This is a genomic window from Halopiger aswanensis (assembly GCF_003610195.1).
Taxonomy (GTDB): domain Archaea; phylum Halobacteriota; class Halobacteria; order Halobacteriales; family Natrialbaceae; genus Halopiger; species Halopiger aswanensis.
Genome location: NZ_RAPO01000002.1, coordinates 832,795 through 850,603, shown reverse-complemented (window position 1 = coordinate 850,603; position 17,809 = coordinate 832,795). Strand labels below are relative to the sequence as shown.

The following is a 17,809-nucleotide window of genomic DNA, read 5'->3' as shown; positions in this document are numbered from 1 at the left end:
GCTGCGCTGCAGTCTTCCCTACTCGCTTTCTTCGTTGTCGGCTTCGGAGTCGCTCCCATCGTCATCCGGTTCCTCGTCAGTCCCGTCGACGATATCCTCCTCGTCGTCCGGCTCTACCTTCATGTCCGACGCATCCTCGTCGGGGGTTTCCTCCGGTTCTGTCGCGTCGGTCTGGGCCGGCTGGGCCTGCTCCGGGTCCGGTCCCGTGGCCTCTGATGCTTCGTCAGCCATCGCCGAATCGGAGACGTCGATCTCGAGGGGCTCGTCGTCGTCCGCCGTATCGCGCCGCGGATCGTCGTCTTCGGCCTCGAGTTCGCCCTTTGAGCCGTCGGCGTCTTCGGTGAACTCGATCTCCGAGCCGCCGTCCTCGTCCGCGTCGATGGTCGGGGACTCCTCGATCTCGCCGGTGTCGGGATCGATCTCCGACTGCTGGCTGAGGTCGGGTCGGGTGGCCGCCGCGGCGGCCGCGTCGGATGTCTCCTTTCCCTCGGTACCGCTCTCGACGCCCTCGACGCTGCTCGGATCGAACGTCGACGACTCGTCCTCGTCCGACCGGAGTCCGAGCCCGGTGCTCGACTGCAGTCCAAACTCGCCGTCCGCGTCGCGCTTGCCGAGCCCGTAGCTGAGCAGTCCGGCGGCGGCGATCCCTTTCGGAATCGCGCGCAGCTGTCCGCGACCCGCCGATCGGAGCGCGGAGAGCAGCAAGAGCCCGCCGCCGGCGAGCGACAGCGTCCCCGCGGGGACGTCGATGCCGGTGACGACGTCTTTCGCCGCCTCGGGATCGATCGGTGCTTGGTCGGTCAGTTCCTCGAGACGCTCTTCGTCCGCTCCCGGCAGTTCCGCCGTCAGGTCGTGATCTGGGTCCTCTGACATCGTAAATCTCCACGCGAATGCGCTTGCGACGGCTACGACGCCCCGACGGTTGAAGGTTCGACCGGCGAATACCGGCGACCTGTCGCGGACAGAATGCCAGCGGAGCGCAGTACCGCTAGAGCGTAGTAACTCGAGCGAGGGGAGTCGAAAACGAGGAGAAAACGTCACAATCGGTCGACAGCCGCTCGAAGCGACCGAACGGAAACAGTGAGTACGGACCGGATATGAGCGCGACCCCGGCGACGCCGGTCGCTTACTGCAGTTCGCCGCCGCCCCACTCGGCGACGCGCTTCGGGCGGTCGCTGACGGTGTCGACCTCGAGGTCGCCGTCAAAACTCTCGAGCGCCTCGACGTAGGCCGTGGCGCTGGCTTCCGTCGAGAGGTACGGAATCTCCTCTTCGACGGCCATCTCGAGGCTATCGCGGTCGCGGCTGACGACGAAGTCGACCTTGCCCTCGCGGATCGCCTGGGGCACGTCGTCGAACTCGGCGATCTCGAAGTGGTCCTCGAAGCCGTCGACGTCCAAGTCGACGACCGCGGTCCCGCCGCTGACGTCGTTGTGGGCGGCCTGCTGGGCCTTCCAGTAGGCCGTGCCGAAGTCGCTGGCCGTACCCATGACCTCGCCGGTGGACTTCATCTCCGGACCGAGACGCGGGTCCGAACCCGGCAGGCGGTCGAAGGGCAGGACGACCTCCTTGATCGAGGTGTGCTCGGGGATCTGCTCCTGGGCCTCGAGACTGCTGAGGGTCTCGCCGGCCATGACCTTCGCCGCGAGCTTGGCGATCGGGACGCCGGTCGCCTTCGAGACGTAGGGCACGGTGCGCGAGGAGCGCGGGTTCGCCTCGAGGACGAACACCTCGGGCTCCGCGTCGGGGTCGTGAACGCCGGTAACGGCGAGCTGGACGTTCAGCAGGCCCTTCGTCTTGAGCCCCTCGGCGATGTCCTCCGTGACTTCGCGGACGCGGGCCAGCGTGTCCGCGTCGAGCGAGCGCGGCGGGATCATACAGGCGGAGTCGCCGGAGTGGACGCCCGCGCTCTCGACGTGTTCCATGATGCCGCCGATGAGCACGTCGCGGCCGTCCGAGACGGCGTCGACGTCAAGTTCGACGGCGTCCTCGAGGAAGTCGTCCACGAGGATCGGCTTGTCCGGGGAGACGCGGACGGCCTCCTCGATGTAGGTCTCGAGTTCCTCGTCGCTGTAGACGATGTCCATCGCGCGGCCGCCCAGCACGTAGGAGGGACGGACGAGGACGGGGTAGCCGATGTCGTGGGCCAGTTGCAGCGCCTCCTCCTTCGAGAAGGCGGTCCCGCCGTCGGGCTGAGAGATCTCGAGTTCGTCCATCAGGGCGTTGAAGCGGTCGCGGTCCTCCGCTAAGTCCATCGCCTCGACGGAGGTGCCCATGATCTCGCAGTCGAGCCCGCGGCGCTCGAGTTCGTCCTCGAGCGGTTCGCCGATGTTGACCGACGTCTGGCCGCCGAACTGGACCATCACGCCGTCGGCGCCGGTTGCTTCGGCGACGTCGGCGACCTCCTCGGCGGTGATGGGTTCGAAGAACAGCCCGTCGGAGGTGTCGTAGTCCGTCGAGACCGTCTCGGGGTTGTTGTTGACGACGTGGGCGTCGATACCCAACTCCCTGAGCGCGCGGACCGCGTGGACCGAACAGTAGTCGAACTCCACGCCCTGCCCGATGCGGATCGGGCCGCCGCCGACGACGATCACGCTCTCGACGTCGCGGTCGACCTCGAGTTCGCCCGCGGCGGCGTCGCCCTTCAGCGGGCCGGACTCGAACTCGTTCTTGCGCGAGGAGTAGTAGTACGGCGTCTCGGCCTCGAACTCGCCGGCGCAGGTGTCGACCTGCTTGTAGGTGCGGCCCGGAACCTCCTGCTCGACGGTGTCGACGTCGGCGCCCGCTGCGGCGGCGATCGTGGCGTTGGTGCGGCCGGCGATCGCGGCCTCGGTGAAGTCGCCCTCCTGGGCCGCGCGGGTGGACTCCGCGATGCGCTTGTAGCGCTCGGTGTACCACTCGAAGATGCCCGTCAGTTCGACGACTTCCTCGGTGGTGTAGCCGCGCTCGAAGGCCTCGAACATCGCGTAGGGACGGTCCGGCGAGGGACGCTCGAGATACTGCTCCTCGAGTTCCTCGTCCGAGACGTCGGCCCAGTCGACGTCCGGCTCATATTCTGAGGAGCGAAGCGCCTTCAACAGCGACTCCTCGAAGGTGCGGCCGATGGCCATCGCCTCGCCGGTCGACTTCATCGCCGTCGTCAGTTCGAAGTCGACGTCGTCGAACTTGTCTTTGGGCCAGCGCGGGACCTTCGTGACGACGTAGTCGATCGCGGGCTCGAACGCCGCGGTGGTCTCGCCGGTAATCTCGTTCTCGATCTCGTGGAGGCGCTTGCCCAGGGCAACCTTCGCGGTCACGCGGGCGATCGGGTAGCCGGTCGCCTTGGAGGCCAGCGCGGAGGAACGGGAGACGCGCGGGTTGACCTCGACGACGCGGTACTCGCCGCCGGGGGTGCCGTCGTCGCGCCAGGCGAACTGGATGTTACAGCCGCCCTGAATGCCGAGTTCCCGGATGACCTCGAGCGCGGCGGTGCGCATCTCCTGGTGACCCTCGTCGGGGACGATCTGCGAGGGCGTGACGACCGTCGACTCCCCGGTGTGGATGCCCATCGGGTCGATGTTCTCCATGTTGCAGATGATGATACAGGAGTCGTCGGCGTCGCGCATGACCTCGTACTCGTACTCGACCCAGCCCGCGATCGACTCGGTGATCAGCACCTCGCTGTTACGCGAGAGGCGCAGCCCCTTGCGGACGCGCTGGAGGAGTTCATCGAAGTCGTGGACGACGCCCGAGCCGGAGCCGCCCAGCGTGTAGGTGGTGCGAGCGATGACCGGCAGCCCGCCGACCTCGTCGACAGCGGCCTGCACGCGTTCGCGGAGGTCCTCCTCGGTCAGTTCCGAGACCTCCTCGCCTTCCTCGAGCGAGATGGTGGTCGAGCCGGGGACCGGCTGGCCGATCTTCTCCATGCGCTGGCGGAAGAGGTCGCGGTCCTCGGTCGCGTAGATGGTGTCCAGCGGCGTCCCCATGATGTCGACGTCGTACTCGTCGAGGACGCCCTCCTCGGCGAGCTCGGCGGTGACGTTGAGCCCGGTCTGGCCGCCGAGGCCGGCGATGACGCCGTCGGGGTTCTCCTTCTTGATGATCTCGGCGATGGCGTCGGTCGTGATCGGCTCGATGTACACCTCGTCGGCCATCTCCGGGTCCGTCATGATCGTCGCCGGATTGGAGTTGACGAGGACGACCTCCGCACCCTCCTCCTGAAGCGCCCGGCAGGCCTGTGCGCCGGAGTAGTCGAATTCGGCGGCCTGTCCGATCTGGATCGGGCCGCTCCCGATCAGGAGGATTTTGCGTCCGTCCCCTGCACGGTCTGTAGTGTCCGTACTCATTGGTCTTGTTCTCCCGGAGTTCGTACATCGTAATAAGCCCCACGATACAGTGCGAATCTCGAAACGGATTTTCGAATTTCGAACTCAGGCCCCACCCTCGAGCGAACGGCGGGAAAATTGACCACTGATCGGGACTCAGAGGAGAGACGTCGACGGATCCGCGACGAGGGCCGATCGAATCGACGGTCCGGACGAAACCACTCGAGCGCGCCAGCGACGGCTCTCGGCCGTTACGCGCGGAGAACGAGACAGGAACAGGCTACTGGTCGAGACGTCCTATCGCGGTACTGCGCTGCTACCGCATCTCGCGCGGCGATCGGACGGTATCGGACATGATCCAGGCCGTATCGCTGTCGGGTTCGCTGAGCCGAATCGCGTAGAACGTATCCCGTCCATCGTCGACGGTGATCCGGTAGCCGTGAGCCGTCAGTTCCTGGCTCGTATCAGGTGCCGGTACCGGTGTCTCGGGATCCGATGGGGTATCGGGGGATGTCACAGTACCTTTCAGGACCAGCGACGGATAACGGACACGGTTCGTTCCACGCCGCGAGAACGAGGTCATGGGGCGCTGATACGTCCATTCGTGAAATTCCTCCTCGAGCCCGATCGCCGGATACTGCCGTCGCGCTGACCGGTGCAATCTGTGGTAAGTAGGCGCGACGTCTCAAAACGTATCAAATCTCGAGCTATAGAAGAAATCGGAGAGAATGGGTTGGATCCGGAACCGGCGTCGATCGACGGCCCGGCTCAGATCGCTCGATCGTGCTCGCTTTCGAAATTCCGCTGGGCGCGGTACTGCTCGACGAACTCGCCCACGTCGAACTCGAGCATCTGCGTTTCGAATTCCGAAATCGCAGCGTCGTCGTCGGCGTGGCTGATCGCGTGCTCCATGAGCTCGACAACTAGTTCGACGATGATCTCGTGGAGCCGCCGCGAGTCGAAGTCGGTGACCCACAACATTGCGTAGCCGACGGCGCCGTCGTCGCTGGCGTCGTAGGTGACGACCTTCTCGGGGAACTCCTCCAGAACGACGCCCATGAGGTGGGGCGTGCCGAACCGATCGAACTCGTCGTCGGTCTCGATCGTCTCCTGAAGGACGGCCACGAGCGATTCCGGAAAGAACCGCGACGGCGGGTGGGCGTCGGTGACGACGGCGTGGTCGTCGCCACACGCGCAGGTGTAATCACGCATCCCCAGATGGACGTCGTGGGGATCCATCGTCTCCCCGCAGGGAAGCTCGAGCTGCCGTTCGGTGCCGGAACCCGGGACGCGGGGCTCTGCCATTGGTCCGTGTTCGGCCGGCGCGGGCATAAGGGCGACGACTTGCGGGCTCGCGGGCGTTCGAGGCGCCGTACCGACACGAGTCGCCCGCCTTAGGTCGGCAGCCGCATCGCGACGCTGTACATCTCGCCGACCGACTCCGAGCCGATCGAGTCCGCGAGTTGGTCGGCGCGCTCGCCGAGTATTTTTCCCGTCTCGCTCGAGTCCGGGAGCCGCTCCGTCTGCTCGCGGACGACGGCGGCGTGGGCCGCGAGGTGTTTGTCGGTCCAGGGCACCGGCTCGAGCAGCGTCCGCCGTCGATCGAATTCCCAGCCGTAGCCGGCGAACAGGCGACGGAGCACCGCCGCGGGGTAGAAGGTCAGCGCTGGCCGGCCGGCCGCCAGCTCCGCGGCCGCGTTCTCGAGGGCGAACAGCTTCCGGACGGCGGCGCCGTCGGGTAGCGGTTCGTAGTCGTCGACCACGAGGTGACAGCCCGGTGCGGCGACGCGGGTCAACTCCTCGGCGACGGCCTCGAGATCGGCCGGCGAGAGCACGTTGAATAGCCCGTGGGCGGTGATAAGATCGACCGAATCGTCCGGGAGGGGAATCTGCCGGAGGTCGGCCTCGAGGACGGCGACCCGACCGCGCCGATCGTCCGCCCTGCCGCTCCCGCTATCGTCCCCGTCCGCGAACAACCGGTCGACGGTCGTGTGCGCGTGCTCGCGGTCGTTCGTGACGGCGTAGACGCGGGCCGCACCGCCGGCGAGTAGGCCGGCGGTCGTATTCCCGGCGCCGGCACCGGCTTCCAGACAGACCGCATCCTCGACCGGTCGGTCTTCGAGGGCGGTCGTGACTGTTTTCGGGATATCCATCGTGCGGGTCTCGAGCGGACGGAAACCGATCTAGTGGTGAAGCTGTTCTGGAACCGGACTCTCGTCGTGGCGCGCTTGCTCGATCAGCGAGCGCTGTTCGCTCTCGCTCAGTTCCTCGTAGCGGTCGGCGGCGTCGAGCACCATCGCCACGAGTTTCGGATCGCCGGGCGTGACGACGGTCGTCAGCCCCTGCGACGCCGCGAAGTCGAATCGCTCTCTGATTTCGTCCGGTCGGTCGACCGGTTCGTACCAGTTCGCGTAGGGGCGGTCGTCCTCCGGCAGTTCGTCCGTCGGGGGCCACGACCCCTTCGCGAAGGCCTTGATGCCGAGCGTTCCGATCCCTTCCTCCTCGGCGCGCTCGAGGACGGCCTCGTAGTCGTACTCGTCGCCGTCCTTGCCGGCCACGACGGGGTTTAGCGGGAACATCACCGTCGAGAGGTCGTCAATTCGGTCGATCGCGTCGAGGATGAGTTGCGGGTTCCCGTGGCTCGTCAGGCCGATGTCGCCGATCAGGCCCTCGTCCCGGGCGTCCCGGAACGCCTCGAGCGCGCCGCCTTCGCCCGTGATCGTCTCGAGTTCGTGCTCGTACTCGAGGCCGTGGATCTGGTAGAGGTCGATGTGGTCGATTCCGAGGCGGTCGAGCGAGCGCTCGAGTTTGCGGCGCGCGCCCTCGTACTCGCGCTCCTGGGTCTTGCAGCCGAGGTAGATCTCCTCGCGGTGCTGGCGGAGTTTCGGACCGAGTTTGAGCTCCGCGTCGCCGTAGGTCGGCGCCACGTCGAAGTGGTTGACGCCGTAGTCGAGGACCTGCTCGACCATCTGATTCGCGCCCGCCTGCTCGAGCCAGTTGAGCGCGATCGCGCCGAACGTCGCGACGGTGCTCTCGTGTCCGGTGTCGCCGAGGGGACGAGTTTCCATACCGAACGTCTAGGGGAGATCGTACATAAGTGTCGGCGCTCGAGGACTCGAGGCGGCGGCGTCGGCGCCGCGATGCTGTGGATAGAAAAGCGGCCGTCGATTCAGGGCCAGTCGTCCCGGACCGGTTCGGCGTCGTCTTCCTCGTCCTCGACGCTGGTCGCGAGGACCCAGTCGGCCGCCTCGGCGGCCTCCTCGACGTCGAGATACTCCCAGCCGACGCGGCCGGCTAACTTCTCGTCCTCGTCGCTGGCGCCGATGTAGACGTACCGTTCCGTATCGAACTGGTCCTTGACGCCGTCGAGGCTCTCGGCCTTGCCGCGGGGGCCGGAGAAGAAGTCCTGCCGGATGCGGTTCTTCCGGGTGAAGTTCGTGACGACGTAGGTCGGTTTCTCGGAGACGACGCCGATGTACTCGGTCCAGCCTCTGGCGTCCTCGAAGACGCTCTCGGGCGAGGCGAGTTCCTTCAGCGCCTCGAGTTCGAACGCCAGGGTCATGTCCGTATCGCCGTTCATACCGGGCAGAACGGTCCCGCTGGGGAAAACGGCTTCGATACTTCCAGTTGACCGGGATCGGTCGCTTCCGCTCGCCGCACCGAGTGGCCTTCAGATCGCTTCGACGCGGAAATAGTCGGTGAAGACGACGATATCGCCGGCTTCGAGGGCTGTCTCTTCGGCTGGCAGCGGCTGTCCGTCCTCGAGCAGGTCGTAGAACGCCTGTAACTCGTCCGTCTCGAGTTGATCGACGTGACGGACGGTCGCGGTTGACTCGACGGATTCGACGCGGCGTACCGTCAGGTGGCGGCCCAAGGGCTCACCTGCGGACAGTTCACTGAAGGCCATGTGTGATGTTACCAAGCACCAGTATCTATTTAACTGTTTCGTCGCCGCCGGTCGTCTGCGAGGCGTCAAGTTGATAGCGCGAGAGTCCTTCGGTTCGGCCTGAATATGCCGACCCTATCCGCGGCGATCGGGAGCGGTTCGGTTTCGGTCGCCGGCCTCGCGTCCACAGCACCCGTGCCGCTCGCTTCGAGCACCGGCGGCGGGCTGTCGGACGCGATCGTCTGGATCGCAATCGGCGCGTTCTTCGCGGCGCTGCTCCTCAAATGGCGCGGCGCGGACCGCCCGGCGCGGCTGACCGCTGCGGGCGGGTGGCTCGCGTTCGGGACCTTCTGGCTGACGATGGTCCCGTACTTCTACTACGAGATGCAGAGCCCCCTCGAGACGCTGCTGTCGCTTGCCGCCCTCCCGCTCTGTGCCTACACCGGCTATCTCATGCTACAGGACCGCCGATCGCTGTTCCTCCTGACGAAGGCGGTGGCGTTCATGGGACTGATCTACCTACCCGCGGAGACGATTCCGTTCGTCCGCGAGTGGCTGATCGAGACGACCGCGGCCCAGACGCACTTCGGGATGGAACTACTCGGCCACAGTCCCGGCCTCAGCGAGGGCGCAAACGGCTATCTGAGCCGGTTCGACTTCGACCCGAACGAGACGGCGACGGGGCGGACGACCTACATCGTGCTCTCCTGTACCGGTCTCGGGAGCATGGCCATCTTCGGCGGACTGATCGCCGCCGTCTCGGCCCCGCTCAAGCGGAAACTGTCGGCCTTCGCGCTGGCGATCGGCGTCATCTGGTTCCTCAACCTGATTCGGAACGTCTTCATCGGCCTCGCGTCGCCGCTCGGTTGGTTCCAGCAGGACTGGCTCGTCTCTCTGATGACGACCTACCTCGGCGCCGAACCCAGTCGGGTCTCCTTCCTCGTCTCGCACAACTACATCGCCCAGACGCTGTCGGTCTTCGCGCTGATCGGGATCACCTACCTCGTCGTCAAGATCGTCCCCGAGGTGCTCGCGCCGCTCGAGGATGTCCTGTTCGTCCTCACGGGCAACGACTACGACCTCTTCGACGCGCTCGGCGTGGACGAGGTTCGCGCCGACGGCGGCCGGCAACCCGACGACTGATACCGTCCGCGTCCGTTACTATCGTCAACTCGACCAGCATCCGTGAACTGCTCCGACACTCCCCTCAGCGAACCCGACGCTGACGCCGCCATCGTCACCGACGGCGGCGTCGACGTCGATGTCGACGTTCCCGTCTCGCCGCTCGAGCGCGCCGCCTACCTTCCCGACGCCGACGCACTGCTCGTCGCCGATCTCCACCTCGGTCGCGCCGCGGCCTCGAGCGTCGACGCGCCGATCGACGACGGCGCCGACGTCCGGGAGCGACTGGCCGCCCTGCTCGAGCGGACCGGTGCGGGAACGGTCGTCGTCGCCGGCGACCTCCTGCACTCGTTCGATCGAATTCCTCACGGCGTCGCGCAAGACCTATCCGCCCTCGAGTCGGCGGTCGCCGCAGCCGATGCCGATTTCGTGGTGACGCCGGGCAACCACGATACGATGCTCGCGGAAGTCGAGGCGTTCGACGGCGCGGTCGTCGACGAGTACCGACTCGCGGACGGCGAGACGATCGTCTGTCACGGCCACGAGCGCCCGACCGCCGACGCGAAACGGTACGTCGTCGGCCACGACCACCCCGCGCTGTCGATCGAGGGACGCAAACGGCCGTGTTTCCTCTACGGTCCTGGCGTCTACGAGTCCGACACCGGCACGGGCGACCCTGCGGACGTACTCGTCCTCCCCGCGTTCACCCGACTCGCCGGCGGCGCCACCGTCAACGGCATGCGCGCTCGAGACTTCCAGTCGCCGCTTGTCGCCGACGCGGACGCCTTCTACCCGGCCGTCTGGGACGGCGAGCGTGAGGAATCGCTGTGGTTCCCGCCGCTCGGGCAGTGTCGGCGGCTGCTGTAGGGCTTTCGCCGCCGATTCCGCAGTCGACTTTCGAGACGCAAGATCACCCAGACAGATCCTCGAGCACCGCCTTTGCCGCCTCGCGGCCGCTGTCCATCGCGCCCTGGATCGAGGACCACTGCGTGTAGTCGCCGGCCAGGTAGACCGGCCCGACCGGATCGCGGGCGTCCGGCAGCCCCACGTGGATCCCCGGCGGCTGGTCGAACTGCGCGAACTCGATCCGGTCAGTGTGGAGGCGTTCGAAGTCGTCGAAAACGCGCTCGGGGAACCACGACTCGAGCGTCTCTCGAGTTCGGGCGGCCAGTTCCGCGTCGCTTTCCTCGCGCTCCCCGAGGTAGGTCGCGCTCAGCAGCGTCTGGCCGGCGGGCGCGTACTCGGGGGCGACCGCGCTGTGGGGAACGACGTGGTTCGGCCCCTCCTCGCCGGCGTTCAACAGGAGGCGGCGGTCGGCGCCGATCGCCGCCTCGCCGGACAGGCGGTAGTACTGGGTCACGCACGCCCGCGCGTCCGTCGGAATCGCGTCGACGCCCGTCAACTCGCGGGCGGTCGGCGGATCGGTCGCGACGACGACGGCGTCGGCCTCGAGGGCGTCGGCGCCGGCAGTGTCCACGGTCGCGCCCCGGTCCGTACTCGCCGGTGTGTCGCTCGAAGGGGCGTCCGACGTAGCTGCAACCGACTCGACCGCCACCCCGGTTTCGATCGTCGCGCCGGCTTCTCGAGCCCGGTCGGCGAGTTGCGCCGGGATCGCGCCCATCCCCGCCGCCGGGACGGCGGTCGCGCCCGCCGCGAGCGTGCGGAAGGTGTACTCGAAGACGCGCTTCGAGGTCGACAGCGACCGGTCGAGCGTGATCCCGCCGTAGAACGGCCCCACGAAGTTCTCGAGAAACCGGTCGGAGAAACCCCGGTCGCGGAGATACTGGGCGATCGACGCGTCGTCATCGCCGTCGAAGATCGCTGCCGGATCCTCGTTGCGCAGGTCCCACCAGAGTGCGAGTGCGCGGAGTTTGTCACCCGTCGAAACATCCGGATTGAACAGTGTCGCCGGCAACGTCCGGGGTTCCCGTCGCGGATCGGCCAGCGTCGACCGGTGGTTCGGTCGGGCGATCGTCGCCCCCGGCGCGAACCGGCGCAGGTCGAGCGTCTCGAGGTCCAGTTCCCGCTTTACGGCGGGGTAGGCGGTGAACAGCACCTGAAACCCCCGATCGAATCGGTAGCCGTCGCGTTCGGTGGTCCGAACGCGGCCGCCGACCGTTTCCTCGCGCTCGAGCACCGTGACGTCGACGCCGCCGGCGGCGAGATGCCGGGCTGCGACGAGGCCGGCGAGCCCTCCGCCGACGACGAGTACCTGCGGTGTCGACTGCATACGCGGAAATCGGTCAGCGACGAGTAAAACCGGTGACCTAACAGTGCAAGGAACACTATATCCGGTTCGACTGTGACGGCCCACAGCAGCCCCGTCGCTCGATCCCATTTTCTCCGGAAGTTGTTCGGTTCGTAAATACCCCAGTCCTCTGCAGGGGGACGCACTAACGGACTTCTCGCCATCCGAAGCCCATGCCCGATGGTGACACGCCAGACGGTGACGAACCGCGATTCGACTTCACGCGCGATGTCTCACGACGGCGGCTGATGCGAACCGGCGGCGGGTTGGCCGTCTTCGGTATCGCTGCACCGGCACAGGGATCCTTTAACGCGGAGGACTTCGACGTTGCGCGGCTACAGGAGATGGACGAAGTCGAGGTCGAGGAGCAGGGCCTCGAGTACTTCACCATTCGCCAGGCGCGGGTCGTCCACGACATGACGGCGCGGATCTACCCCTCGGACGATAACGGACCGGGTGCGCCCGAGGCCGGCGTCGTCTACTTCATCGACGGCCAGATGAACTCGGCGTGGGGCCGCGGCGAGCGGTGGTACATGCAGGGTCCCTTCGCCGGCAAGGATCCGACCGATCCGTTCGAGGAGGATGCGGAAGAACCCGCGGACATCGACGAGAGCCCGAGAGTGCCCTGGGCGGAGACGAATCCGTCCGAGACGCAGGGCTGGCAGTACGCCCTGACGCCCAACGAGGCCTACGACCAGGGCATCCACGCCGTCGAGGAGTACGTCCAGGCCGAGTACGACGCCGACTCGTTCACCGGACTCGAGGACGAACAGCAAGACGAGGTCATCGAAGCCCTCGAGGAGGGCGAGGTGGAGACGTTCGAGGACAGCGACATCGATCCGGACGGGTTCTTCCTGCTGGTTCGGCAGAACACCCTCGAGGGGATGTTCAGCGACCCGATGTACGGCGGCAACCGCGAGATGGTCGGCTGGCGGCTCAAGGGGTTCCCCGGGACGCCCGGCGCGCTGGGCAGCTACCGCGAGATGATCGAGGAGGACGAGTACGTCGAACTCGAGGAGGGCGACTACCGCAAACTCGCGGACGACGTCGAGTCGCTCGGCATCGACGGCGAGAACGACGAACCGGCGAACGCACAGAGCGAGGAGGGCCACGCCCACGTCCACGACGCCGCGGAGGCGGACTATCCGAACATCGTCGACGAGGCGGCCGCACGCGGCGAGACCGACGCGATCGACGAGGAAGAGGATGGGATTACCCGAGCGAGCTTGGACGGTGACGCGGACGCTGACGGCGAGGGCGACGGCGATCTCGACGACACCCTCGCGGACGAGGGAGGTGATCGGTGATGGTGCAAGAACTCGAGCCGGTCGACGTCGTCACCGTCGGTGCGGGCTGGACCGGCGGCATCGTGGCGAAGGAACTCGCGCAGAACGACTATCAGGTCGTGAGCCTCGAGCGCGGCGGCGAGCGGGAGACGGAAGACTTCTTCACGGTCCACGACGAGCTCGGCTACGCGCTGCGGTACAAGCTGATGCAGGACCTCTCGAAGGAGACGATCACCTTCCGCAACAACGTCGACGAACCCGCCCTCCCGATGCGGCGCTACGGCGCGTTCCTCCCCGGCTCGGGCGAGGGCGGCGCGGGCGTCCACTGGAACGGCCAAACGTGGCGCTTCCTCCCCTACGACTTCGAAATCGAGTCGCGGACGATCGACGAGTACGGCGAGGAGAAGATTCCCGAGAACATGCAACTGCAGGACTGGGGGATCAGCTACGAGGAACTCGAGCCCTACTACGACACGTTCGAGTACACCGCCGGCATCGCGGGCGCGGCGGGGAACATCGAGGGCGAGATTCAGGACGACGGCAACCCCTACGAAGGGCCGCGCTCGCGGGACTACCCGCTGCCGCCGATGGTGGACTCGCCGGTGCTGGAACTGTTCAAGGAGACGGCCGACGACATGGGGTACGAACCGTTTCAGGCCCCGTCCGCGAACCTGACCGAGCAGTACACCAATCCGGACGGCGTCCAGCAGGGCCAGTGTCAGTACTGCGGCTACTGCGAGCGGTTCGGCTGCGAGTGGGGCGCGAAGGCCTCGCCGATCACGACCGTCCTGCCCGCCGCACAGGAGACGGGCAACTTCGAACTGCGGACCCACTCGGACGTCGTCGAGTTGCTGTACGACGAGGACGAGGAGCAGGTCGAGGGCGTCCGCTACGTGGATCGACGTACCGACGAGGTGTACGAACAGCCGGCCGACGTCGTCGCGCTGACCGCGTACGTGCTGAACAACGTTCGGCTCCTCCTGCTGTCGGACATCGGCGAGCCCTACGACCCCGAGACGGGCGAGGGAACCGTCGGAAAGAACTACTGTTACCAGAACTTCCAGGCCAGCGCGACCGGCTTCTTCGACGACGAGGAGTGGAACCTCTACATGGGCGCCGGCGCGCTCGGGGCCTCCTTCGACGACCTGAACGGCGACAACTTCGACCACTCCGACCTGGACTTCCTCCACGGCGGTAACGTCGCGCTGAACCAGACCGGCGACCGACCGATCGCCAACAACCCCATCCCCGAGGACACGCCGGCGTGGGGCTCGGAGTTCAAGGAGCAGAGCCTCGAGTACTACCACAGTTCGGTGACGGTCTCGGCGCAGGGAGCCGTCCTGCCGTTCCGCGAGAACTACCTCGACCTCGACCCCAACTACACCGACCAGTACGGCCAGCCCCTGCTGCGGATGACCTTCGACTGGCGCGAGCAGGACCGCAACCTCGTCGAACACATCGGTCCGCAACTCGAGGAACTCATGCAGGAGATGGGCGCCGACCAGGTCGACGCAAGTACGAGCCTCGACGGCAGTTTCGACATCACGCCCTATCAGTCGACGCACAACACCGGCGGCGCGGTCATGGGTGCCGACCCCGAGGAGTCGGTCGTGAACAACTACCTGCAGTGCTGGGACGCGTCGAACCTCTTCATCCCCGGCGCGTCGGCGTTCGCGCACAACAGCGGCTACAACCCGACCGGCACGGTCGGGGCGCTGGCCTTCCGCGCGGCCGAGGGAATTCAAGAATATCTCGACGAGCCGGAGATGCTCGCCGATCCGTCCTCGTAACAAGGATCGGAGCGCATTTTTCAGTTAGAACGCCGAGCGAAACTGACTCCGGTGCTCTGTACGTGTGTAGCTCTCCCACATCGAACTGCTCACTCCTGCTATATGCTAATCACTACCAGTATGCTCGAGACGACGTAGTACAGCAGACTGGACACGAAGACGGCTGCGACCGCTAAAATCACGATTGACTTGAGAATCGACGTCTTCGAACCGGTGAAGTGGTCGTCCGTCCTTGGCGTTCCGGCGTCACTATCGACGTATCCCATCGACTCGAGAACTGCAGCTCCGGAATCCGACGGATCCTCCTCGAGTTCAATGGTGTTATTGACCAGTTCGCTATCCGCTTCGCTCCCGTCCATGCCTGCGTCCATGGTATCCCCGAACACACCCCAACTAATAGATCTACTGTCACTTCTCACTTCCAGCTTCGAGTTGCTCCTCTCCGTGCGCTCTGTTCAGCACTCCGTAGTCGGCAGGCCGTGACACCGCTCGAAGCGATGGAATTGTGCGCCGACACCGATACCGACACGACCGATACTGAGCCCGAGTTTCGCGGGTACCGCCGAGTAACGAACCCGGCTTCCCGACCACTGGGAGGCGCCGTCTCGAACCTGCGACGGCTCGAGTCGCGAATCGCGGTCTTTTTGCCGCCTTAGACGTCGAAGAGTACCCTGAGAGCGATTCCGACGAGAATGACGATGATTCCGAGCACCGTTGCGATCGGCGGAATCGGGACGAACAGCAGGCCGATCCCGACGAGGATCACGATCGTGGAGAACTTGACCATGTCGACGTGTCGACGCGACGATGGGTATCGGTACGGCCGGCATTGCCAGCCCGCGGAAAAGGGACGATGGCGCGTCAGTCACGCCTAACTGTCGGCCGCCCGTTCTCGAGAGCATGGTCGAGGCTACCCTCACGCCGATCCAGCGCGGGACGATCACCGCCGACGTGAACAACCTTCTCGAGGGCGCGCGGCTCGGGACGGCCGACGATCCGAACCCCGAGACCGAACTGATCGAGGAACCGGTCTACAACGTCGTGATCGACCACCCCGAGGGGACGATCCTCTGGGATACCGGGTCCCACCCCGACGCCGACGCGGGTCACTGGCCCGACGACCTGTACGCCGCCTTCGAACACACCGGCCTGCGACCGCTCGAGGACGACCTCGACGACGCGGGCTACGACGTGGGCGACATCGACTACGTGATCCAGACGCACCTCCACCTCGATCACGCGGGCGGGCTGTACGCCTTCGAGGGAACGGAGACGCCGATCTACGTCCACGAGCGCGAACTGAAGCACGCGTACTACAGCGCCAAGACCGACCAGGGCGACGTCGCCTACCTCGCCGGCGACTTCGACCGCGACCTCGAGTGGGAAATCGTCCACGGCGACCGCGAGTACGCTTTCGAAGGGGTGGAGTTCGTCCACCTGCCCGGCCACACGCCGGGGCTGCTCGGCGTCGTCCTCGAACTCGAGAGCGCCGGCACCGTCGTTCTCGCCGGCGACCAGGCCTACGTCCGCGCGAACTACCACGACGAGCACCCGATGGGCGGCGGCCTCCTCTGGAGCAAGCGCCACTGGCTCGAGAGCCTGCGATTCCTCAAGGACCTCGAGCGCCGACGAGACGCCGCCGTGATCTGCGGGCACGACGGGGAGGACCTCGAGCGACTGCGGTCGCTGTAGACCGTCCGAGCTAGTTCAGCACCGGGACGACCTCGAAGACGACGATCAGATAGTACAGCGAGACCGCAACTAGCACGACTCCCACGAGGCGGTTGATCGCGCCGCTGTACCGCGCCAAGGTCCGCGTCGCGCGCCGGCCGGCAGATTGGGAGACGACCGCGAGCGCCAGCAGCGGCGTCCCGATCCCCAGACCGAACGCGAGGAACCCCAACAGGACCTCGAGTTGCGAATCGAAGGCGGGGAAAGCGACGGTCGAGCGGCCGAGAAAGAGCGCGATCAGGCCGGGATTACAGGGGATAACGATCGTTCCGAAGAAGAAGCCGTAGGCGAACGCCGACAGCGTCGGATACCGACTGTGGGGTGGTTCGATCGTCGGCAAACGGGCGAAGCCGTTCGGCGCGACGAGGAGGACGGCGCCGACGACGGCCAGGACGGCGAACGCCAGCGGCGAGAGGGCGGTGACGGCGTCCGAGATCGATCGCTGCAGGACGGTCGTCCATACCACGCCGAGGGCGACCATGAACGCGAGCACACCCGCGACCACCAGCAGGCCGAGCAGGATGGCCGACGGACCGTCCGCGCCGTCCGCACCGCCGCTCTCGTCCTGTCCGCCGACGGACGCCAAATACGCGATGAAGCTCGGATACAGCGGCACGACGCAGGTCGCGGTCAGCGGCGTCGCGAGACCCAGCAGGAAGAACTCGAGTAGCGCGGCGGCGGTGGGTGGGACCGTCATCGTGGCTGTGGCGCGAGTGCAGTCTGTCGGACGAGTTCGGTGTGGGTGCTGCCGTCGACCGCGCCCCGGATTCGGTGACGACGGCGGTTGGCGAGAGAAAACGAAGCCGAGGGACGCCCGATCACCGGTACTCCTCGATAACCGACGCGAGCGGCCCCGCGTCTACAATTTTCTCGAGGCGGTACGTGTCGCCGTCGGGGTAGACGAGGACGAGCGGCGAGGAGGCGCTGACGGTGACCTCCTGCCCGAAGTCGTCGACGAGGCTACTCGTGACGTCCTCCGGCGAGACGCTGAACCGCCAGTCGAAGCCCTCGTCCGTCGCGTGCTCGCTGACCCGCTCGGGAGGGTAGTCCGGATCGATCGTGAGATCGACGAGGGCGACGTCCGTCTCGCTCGCCTGTAGGTCGACGAACTGCCTGTGCTGGCTGTGACACACTGCGCAGCCGACCGCGAACGTGTGCACCACCGCCGGCCGGTCGAACTCCTCGATCGCGAACTCCTCGCCGGTCAGCACGTCCTCGAGCGTCGCCGTGCGCCAGGTTGCGCTTTCGTCGACGTCGACCGGTTTGGGCTCGATCGATTCGTCGTCACCGTTGCCATCCTCGCTGCTTCCCCCGTTGCCGTCGTCACCCGCGGCACACCCCGCGAGAGTGACGATCGAGCCGGCACCCAGGCCCCGAAGCAGCGTCCGTCGGTCGACCGTCCCCTCGCTACGATCAGCCATACTGGTAACTAGTTCGGCCTGA

General features: G+C 66.4%; 18 protein-coding genes. 5 read left to right on the top strand and 13 right to left on the bottom strand.

What is annotated here, in order from left to right:
• Positions 1–18: 18 nt before the first annotated feature.
• From ATJ93_RS11230 to ATJ93_RS11195, 8 genes are all read right to left on the bottom strand, one after another.
• Positions 19–873: a midas domain-containing protein gene (locus ATJ93_RS11230; protein WP_120244725.1), complete on the bottom strand. Its 855-nt coding sequence runs from the start codon at positions 871–873 to the stop codon at positions 19–21.
• A gap of 253 nt (positions 874–1,126) precedes the next feature.
• On the bottom strand, positions 1,127–4,324 hold the full coding sequence (carB, locus tag ATJ93_RS11225) for a carbamoyl-phosphate synthase large subunit (protein WP_120244724.1): 3,198 nt from the start codon (positions 4,322–4,324) through the stop codon (positions 1,127–1,129).
• 295 nt (positions 4,325–4,619) lie between these two features.
• Positions 4,620–4,820 carry a hypothetical protein gene (locus ATJ93_RS11220; RefSeq protein WP_147376644.1) on the bottom strand — a complete coding sequence of 67 codons (201 nt, stop codon included), beginning with the start codon at positions 4,818–4,820 and terminating at the stop codon, positions 4,620–4,622.
• A gap of 251 nt (positions 4,821–5,071) precedes the next feature.
• Positions 5,072–5,608 (bottom strand): DUF5815 family protein, encoded by a 537-nt coding sequence (locus tag ATJ93_RS11215; protein WP_120244722.1) that lies wholly within the window; start codon positions 5,606–5,608, stop codon positions 5,072–5,074.
• A gap of 89 nt (positions 5,609–5,697) precedes the next feature.
• Positions 5,698–6,456, bottom strand: coding sequence for a class I SAM-dependent methyltransferase (locus ATJ93_RS11210; protein ID WP_120244721.1), 759 nt, complete (start codon positions 6,454–6,456; stop codon positions 5,698–5,700).
• 30 nt (positions 6,457–6,486) lie between these two features.
• Entirely contained in the window at positions 6,487–7,371 is an 885-nt protein-coding gene (locus tag ATJ93_RS11205) for an aldo/keto reductase (RefSeq protein ID WP_120244720.1), read from the bottom strand.
• 101 nt (positions 7,372–7,472) lie between these two features.
• Entirely contained in the window at positions 7,473–7,883 is a 411-nt protein-coding gene (locus ATJ93_RS11200) for a DUF7124 domain-containing protein (RefSeq protein ID WP_013881355.1), read from the bottom strand.
• Between the two features lie 90 nt (positions 7,884–7,973).
• A complete protein-coding gene (locus ATJ93_RS11195) occupies positions 7,974–8,210 on the bottom strand; it encodes a hypothetical protein (protein ID WP_120244719.1) in 237 nt (78 codons plus the stop codon).
• A gap of 105 nt (positions 8,211–8,315) precedes the next feature.
• Here ATJ93_RS11195 and artA point away from each other — a divergent pair, with 105 nt between their 5' ends.
• Together artA and ATJ93_RS11185 are read left to right on the top strand one after the other, a co-directional pair.
• On the top strand, positions 8,316–9,332 hold the full coding sequence (gene artA / locus ATJ93_RS11190) for an archaeosortase A (RefSeq protein ID WP_120244718.1): 1,017 nt from the start codon (positions 8,316–8,318) through the stop codon (positions 9,330–9,332).
• 90 nt (positions 9,333–9,422) lie between these two features.
• The gene (locus ATJ93_RS11185) at positions 9,423–10,178 is read left to right on the top strand and encodes a metallophosphoesterase (protein WP_120245256.1); all 756 of its coding nucleotides are present in this window, start codon (positions 9,423–9,425) and stop codon (positions 10,176–10,178) included.
• Positions 10,179–10,221: 43 nt separating this feature from the next.
• Here ATJ93_RS11185 and ATJ93_RS11180 read toward each other — a convergent pair whose 3' ends face one another.
• On the bottom strand, positions 10,222–11,541 hold the full coding sequence (locus tag ATJ93_RS11180; protein ID WP_120244717.1) for an NAD(P)/FAD-dependent oxidoreductase: 1,320 nt from the start codon (positions 11,539–11,541) through the stop codon (positions 10,222–10,224).
• Between the two features lie 191 nt (positions 11,542–11,732).
• Here ATJ93_RS11180 and ATJ93_RS11175 point away from each other — a divergent pair, with 191 nt between their 5' ends.
• Together ATJ93_RS11175 and ATJ93_RS11170 are read left to right on the top strand one after the other, a co-directional pair.
• Entirely contained in the window at positions 11,733–12,866 is a 1,134-nt protein-coding gene (locus tag ATJ93_RS11175) for a gluconate 2-dehydrogenase subunit 3 family protein (RefSeq protein WP_120244716.1), read from the top strand.
• Complete coding sequence (locus ATJ93_RS11170; protein ID WP_120244715.1) at positions 12,866–14,635, top strand: GMC family oxidoreductase; 1,770 nt, start codon at positions 12,866–12,868, stop codon at positions 14,633–14,635. The genes ATJ93_RS11175 and ATJ93_RS11170 overlap by 1 nt, the downstream gene beginning before the upstream one ends.
• 98 nt (positions 14,636–14,733) lie before the next feature.
• Here the strand turns inward: ATJ93_RS11170 and ATJ93_RS11165 are convergent, their stop codons facing one another.
• Positions 14,734–15,021 carry a hypothetical protein gene (locus tag ATJ93_RS11165; protein WP_147376643.1) on the bottom strand — a complete coding sequence of 96 codons (288 nt, stop codon included), beginning with the start codon at positions 15,019–15,021 and terminating at the stop codon, positions 14,734–14,736.
• Positions 15,022–15,287: 266 nt separating this feature from the next.
• A complete protein-coding gene (locus ATJ93_RS11160) occupies positions 15,288–15,422 on the bottom strand; it encodes a transporter (RefSeq protein WP_120244713.1) in 135 nt (44 codons plus the stop codon).
• Positions 15,423–15,535: 113 nt separating this feature from the next.
• Between ATJ93_RS11160 and ATJ93_RS11155 the strand changes: the two genes are divergently transcribed.
• Positions 15,536–16,327: an N-acyl homoserine lactonase family protein gene (locus tag ATJ93_RS11155; RefSeq protein WP_120244712.1), complete on the top strand. Its 792-nt coding sequence runs from the start codon at positions 15,536–15,538 to the stop codon at positions 16,325–16,327.
• Between the two features lie 10 nt (positions 16,328–16,337).
• On the opposite strand, the gene ATJ93_RS11150 is transcribed toward ATJ93_RS11155, so the two are convergent.
• The gene (locus ATJ93_RS11150) at positions 16,338–17,063 is read right to left on the bottom strand and encodes a cytochrome c biogenesis protein CcdA (RefSeq protein WP_120244711.1); all 726 of its coding nucleotides are present in this window, start codon (positions 17,061–17,063) and stop codon (positions 16,338–16,340) included.
• A gap of 121 nt (positions 17,064–17,184) precedes the next feature.
• The gene (locus tag ATJ93_RS11145) at positions 17,185–17,787 is read right to left on the bottom strand and encodes a hypothetical protein (RefSeq protein ID WP_120244710.1); all 603 of its coding nucleotides are present in this window, start codon (positions 17,785–17,787) and stop codon (positions 17,185–17,187) included.
• Positions 17,788–17,809 lie beyond the last annotated feature (22 nt).

Coding starts and splice junctions, on each gene's coding strand:
- ATJ93_RS11230 (WP_120244725.1), bottom strand. CDS start 873: ATGTCAGAGGACCCAGATCACGACCTGACGGCGGAACTGCCGGGAGCG.
- carB (WP_120244724.1), bottom strand. CDS start 4,324: ATGAGTACGGACACTACAGACCGTGCAGGGGACGGACGCAAAATCCTC.
- ATJ93_RS11215 (WP_120244722.1), bottom strand. CDS start 5,608: ATGGCAGAGCCCCGCGTCCCGGGTTCCGGCACCGAACGGCAGCTCGAG.
- ATJ93_RS11210 (WP_120244721.1), bottom strand. CDS start 6,456: ATGGATATCCCGAAAACAGTCACGACCGCCCTCGAAGACCGACCGGTC.
- ATJ93_RS11205 (WP_120244720.1), bottom strand. CDS start 7,371: ATGGAAACTCGTCCCCTCGGCGACACCGGACACGAGAGCACCGTCGCG.
- ATJ93_RS11200 (WP_013881355.1), bottom strand. CDS start 7,883: ATGAACGGCGATACGGACATGACCCTGGCGTTCGAACTCGAGGCGCTG.
- ATJ93_RS11195 (WP_120244719.1), bottom strand. CDS start 8,210: ATGGCCTTCAGTGAACTGTCCGCAGGTGAGCCCTTGGGCCGCCACCTG.
- artA (WP_120244718.1), top strand. CDS start 8,316: ATGCCGACCCTATCCGCGGCGATCGGGAGCGGTTCGGTTTCGGTCGCC.
- ATJ93_RS11180 (WP_120244717.1), bottom strand. CDS start 11,541: ATGCAGTCGACACCGCAGGTACTCGTCGTCGGCGGAGGGCTCGCCGGC.
- ATJ93_RS11175 (WP_120244716.1), top strand. CDS start 11,733: ATGCCCGATGGTGACACGCCAGACGGTGACGAACCGCGATTCGACTTC.
- ATJ93_RS11170 (WP_120244715.1), top strand. CDS start 12,866: ATGGTGCAAGAACTCGAGCCGGTCGACGTCGTCACCGTCGGTGCGGGC.
- ATJ93_RS11160 (WP_120244713.1), bottom strand. CDS start 15,422: ATGGTCAAGTTCTCCACGATCGTGATCCTCGTCGGGATCGGCCTGCTG.
- ATJ93_RS11155 (WP_120244712.1), top strand. CDS start 15,536: ATGGTCGAGGCTACCCTCACGCCGATCCAGCGCGGGACGATCACCGCC.
- ATJ93_RS11150 (WP_120244711.1), bottom strand. CDS start 17,063: ATGACGGTCCCACCCACCGCCGCCGCGCTACTCGAGTTCTTCCTGCTG.
- ATJ93_RS11145 (WP_120244710.1), bottom strand. CDS start 17,787: ATGGCTGATCGTAGCGAGGGGACGGTCGACCGACGGACGCTGCTTCGG.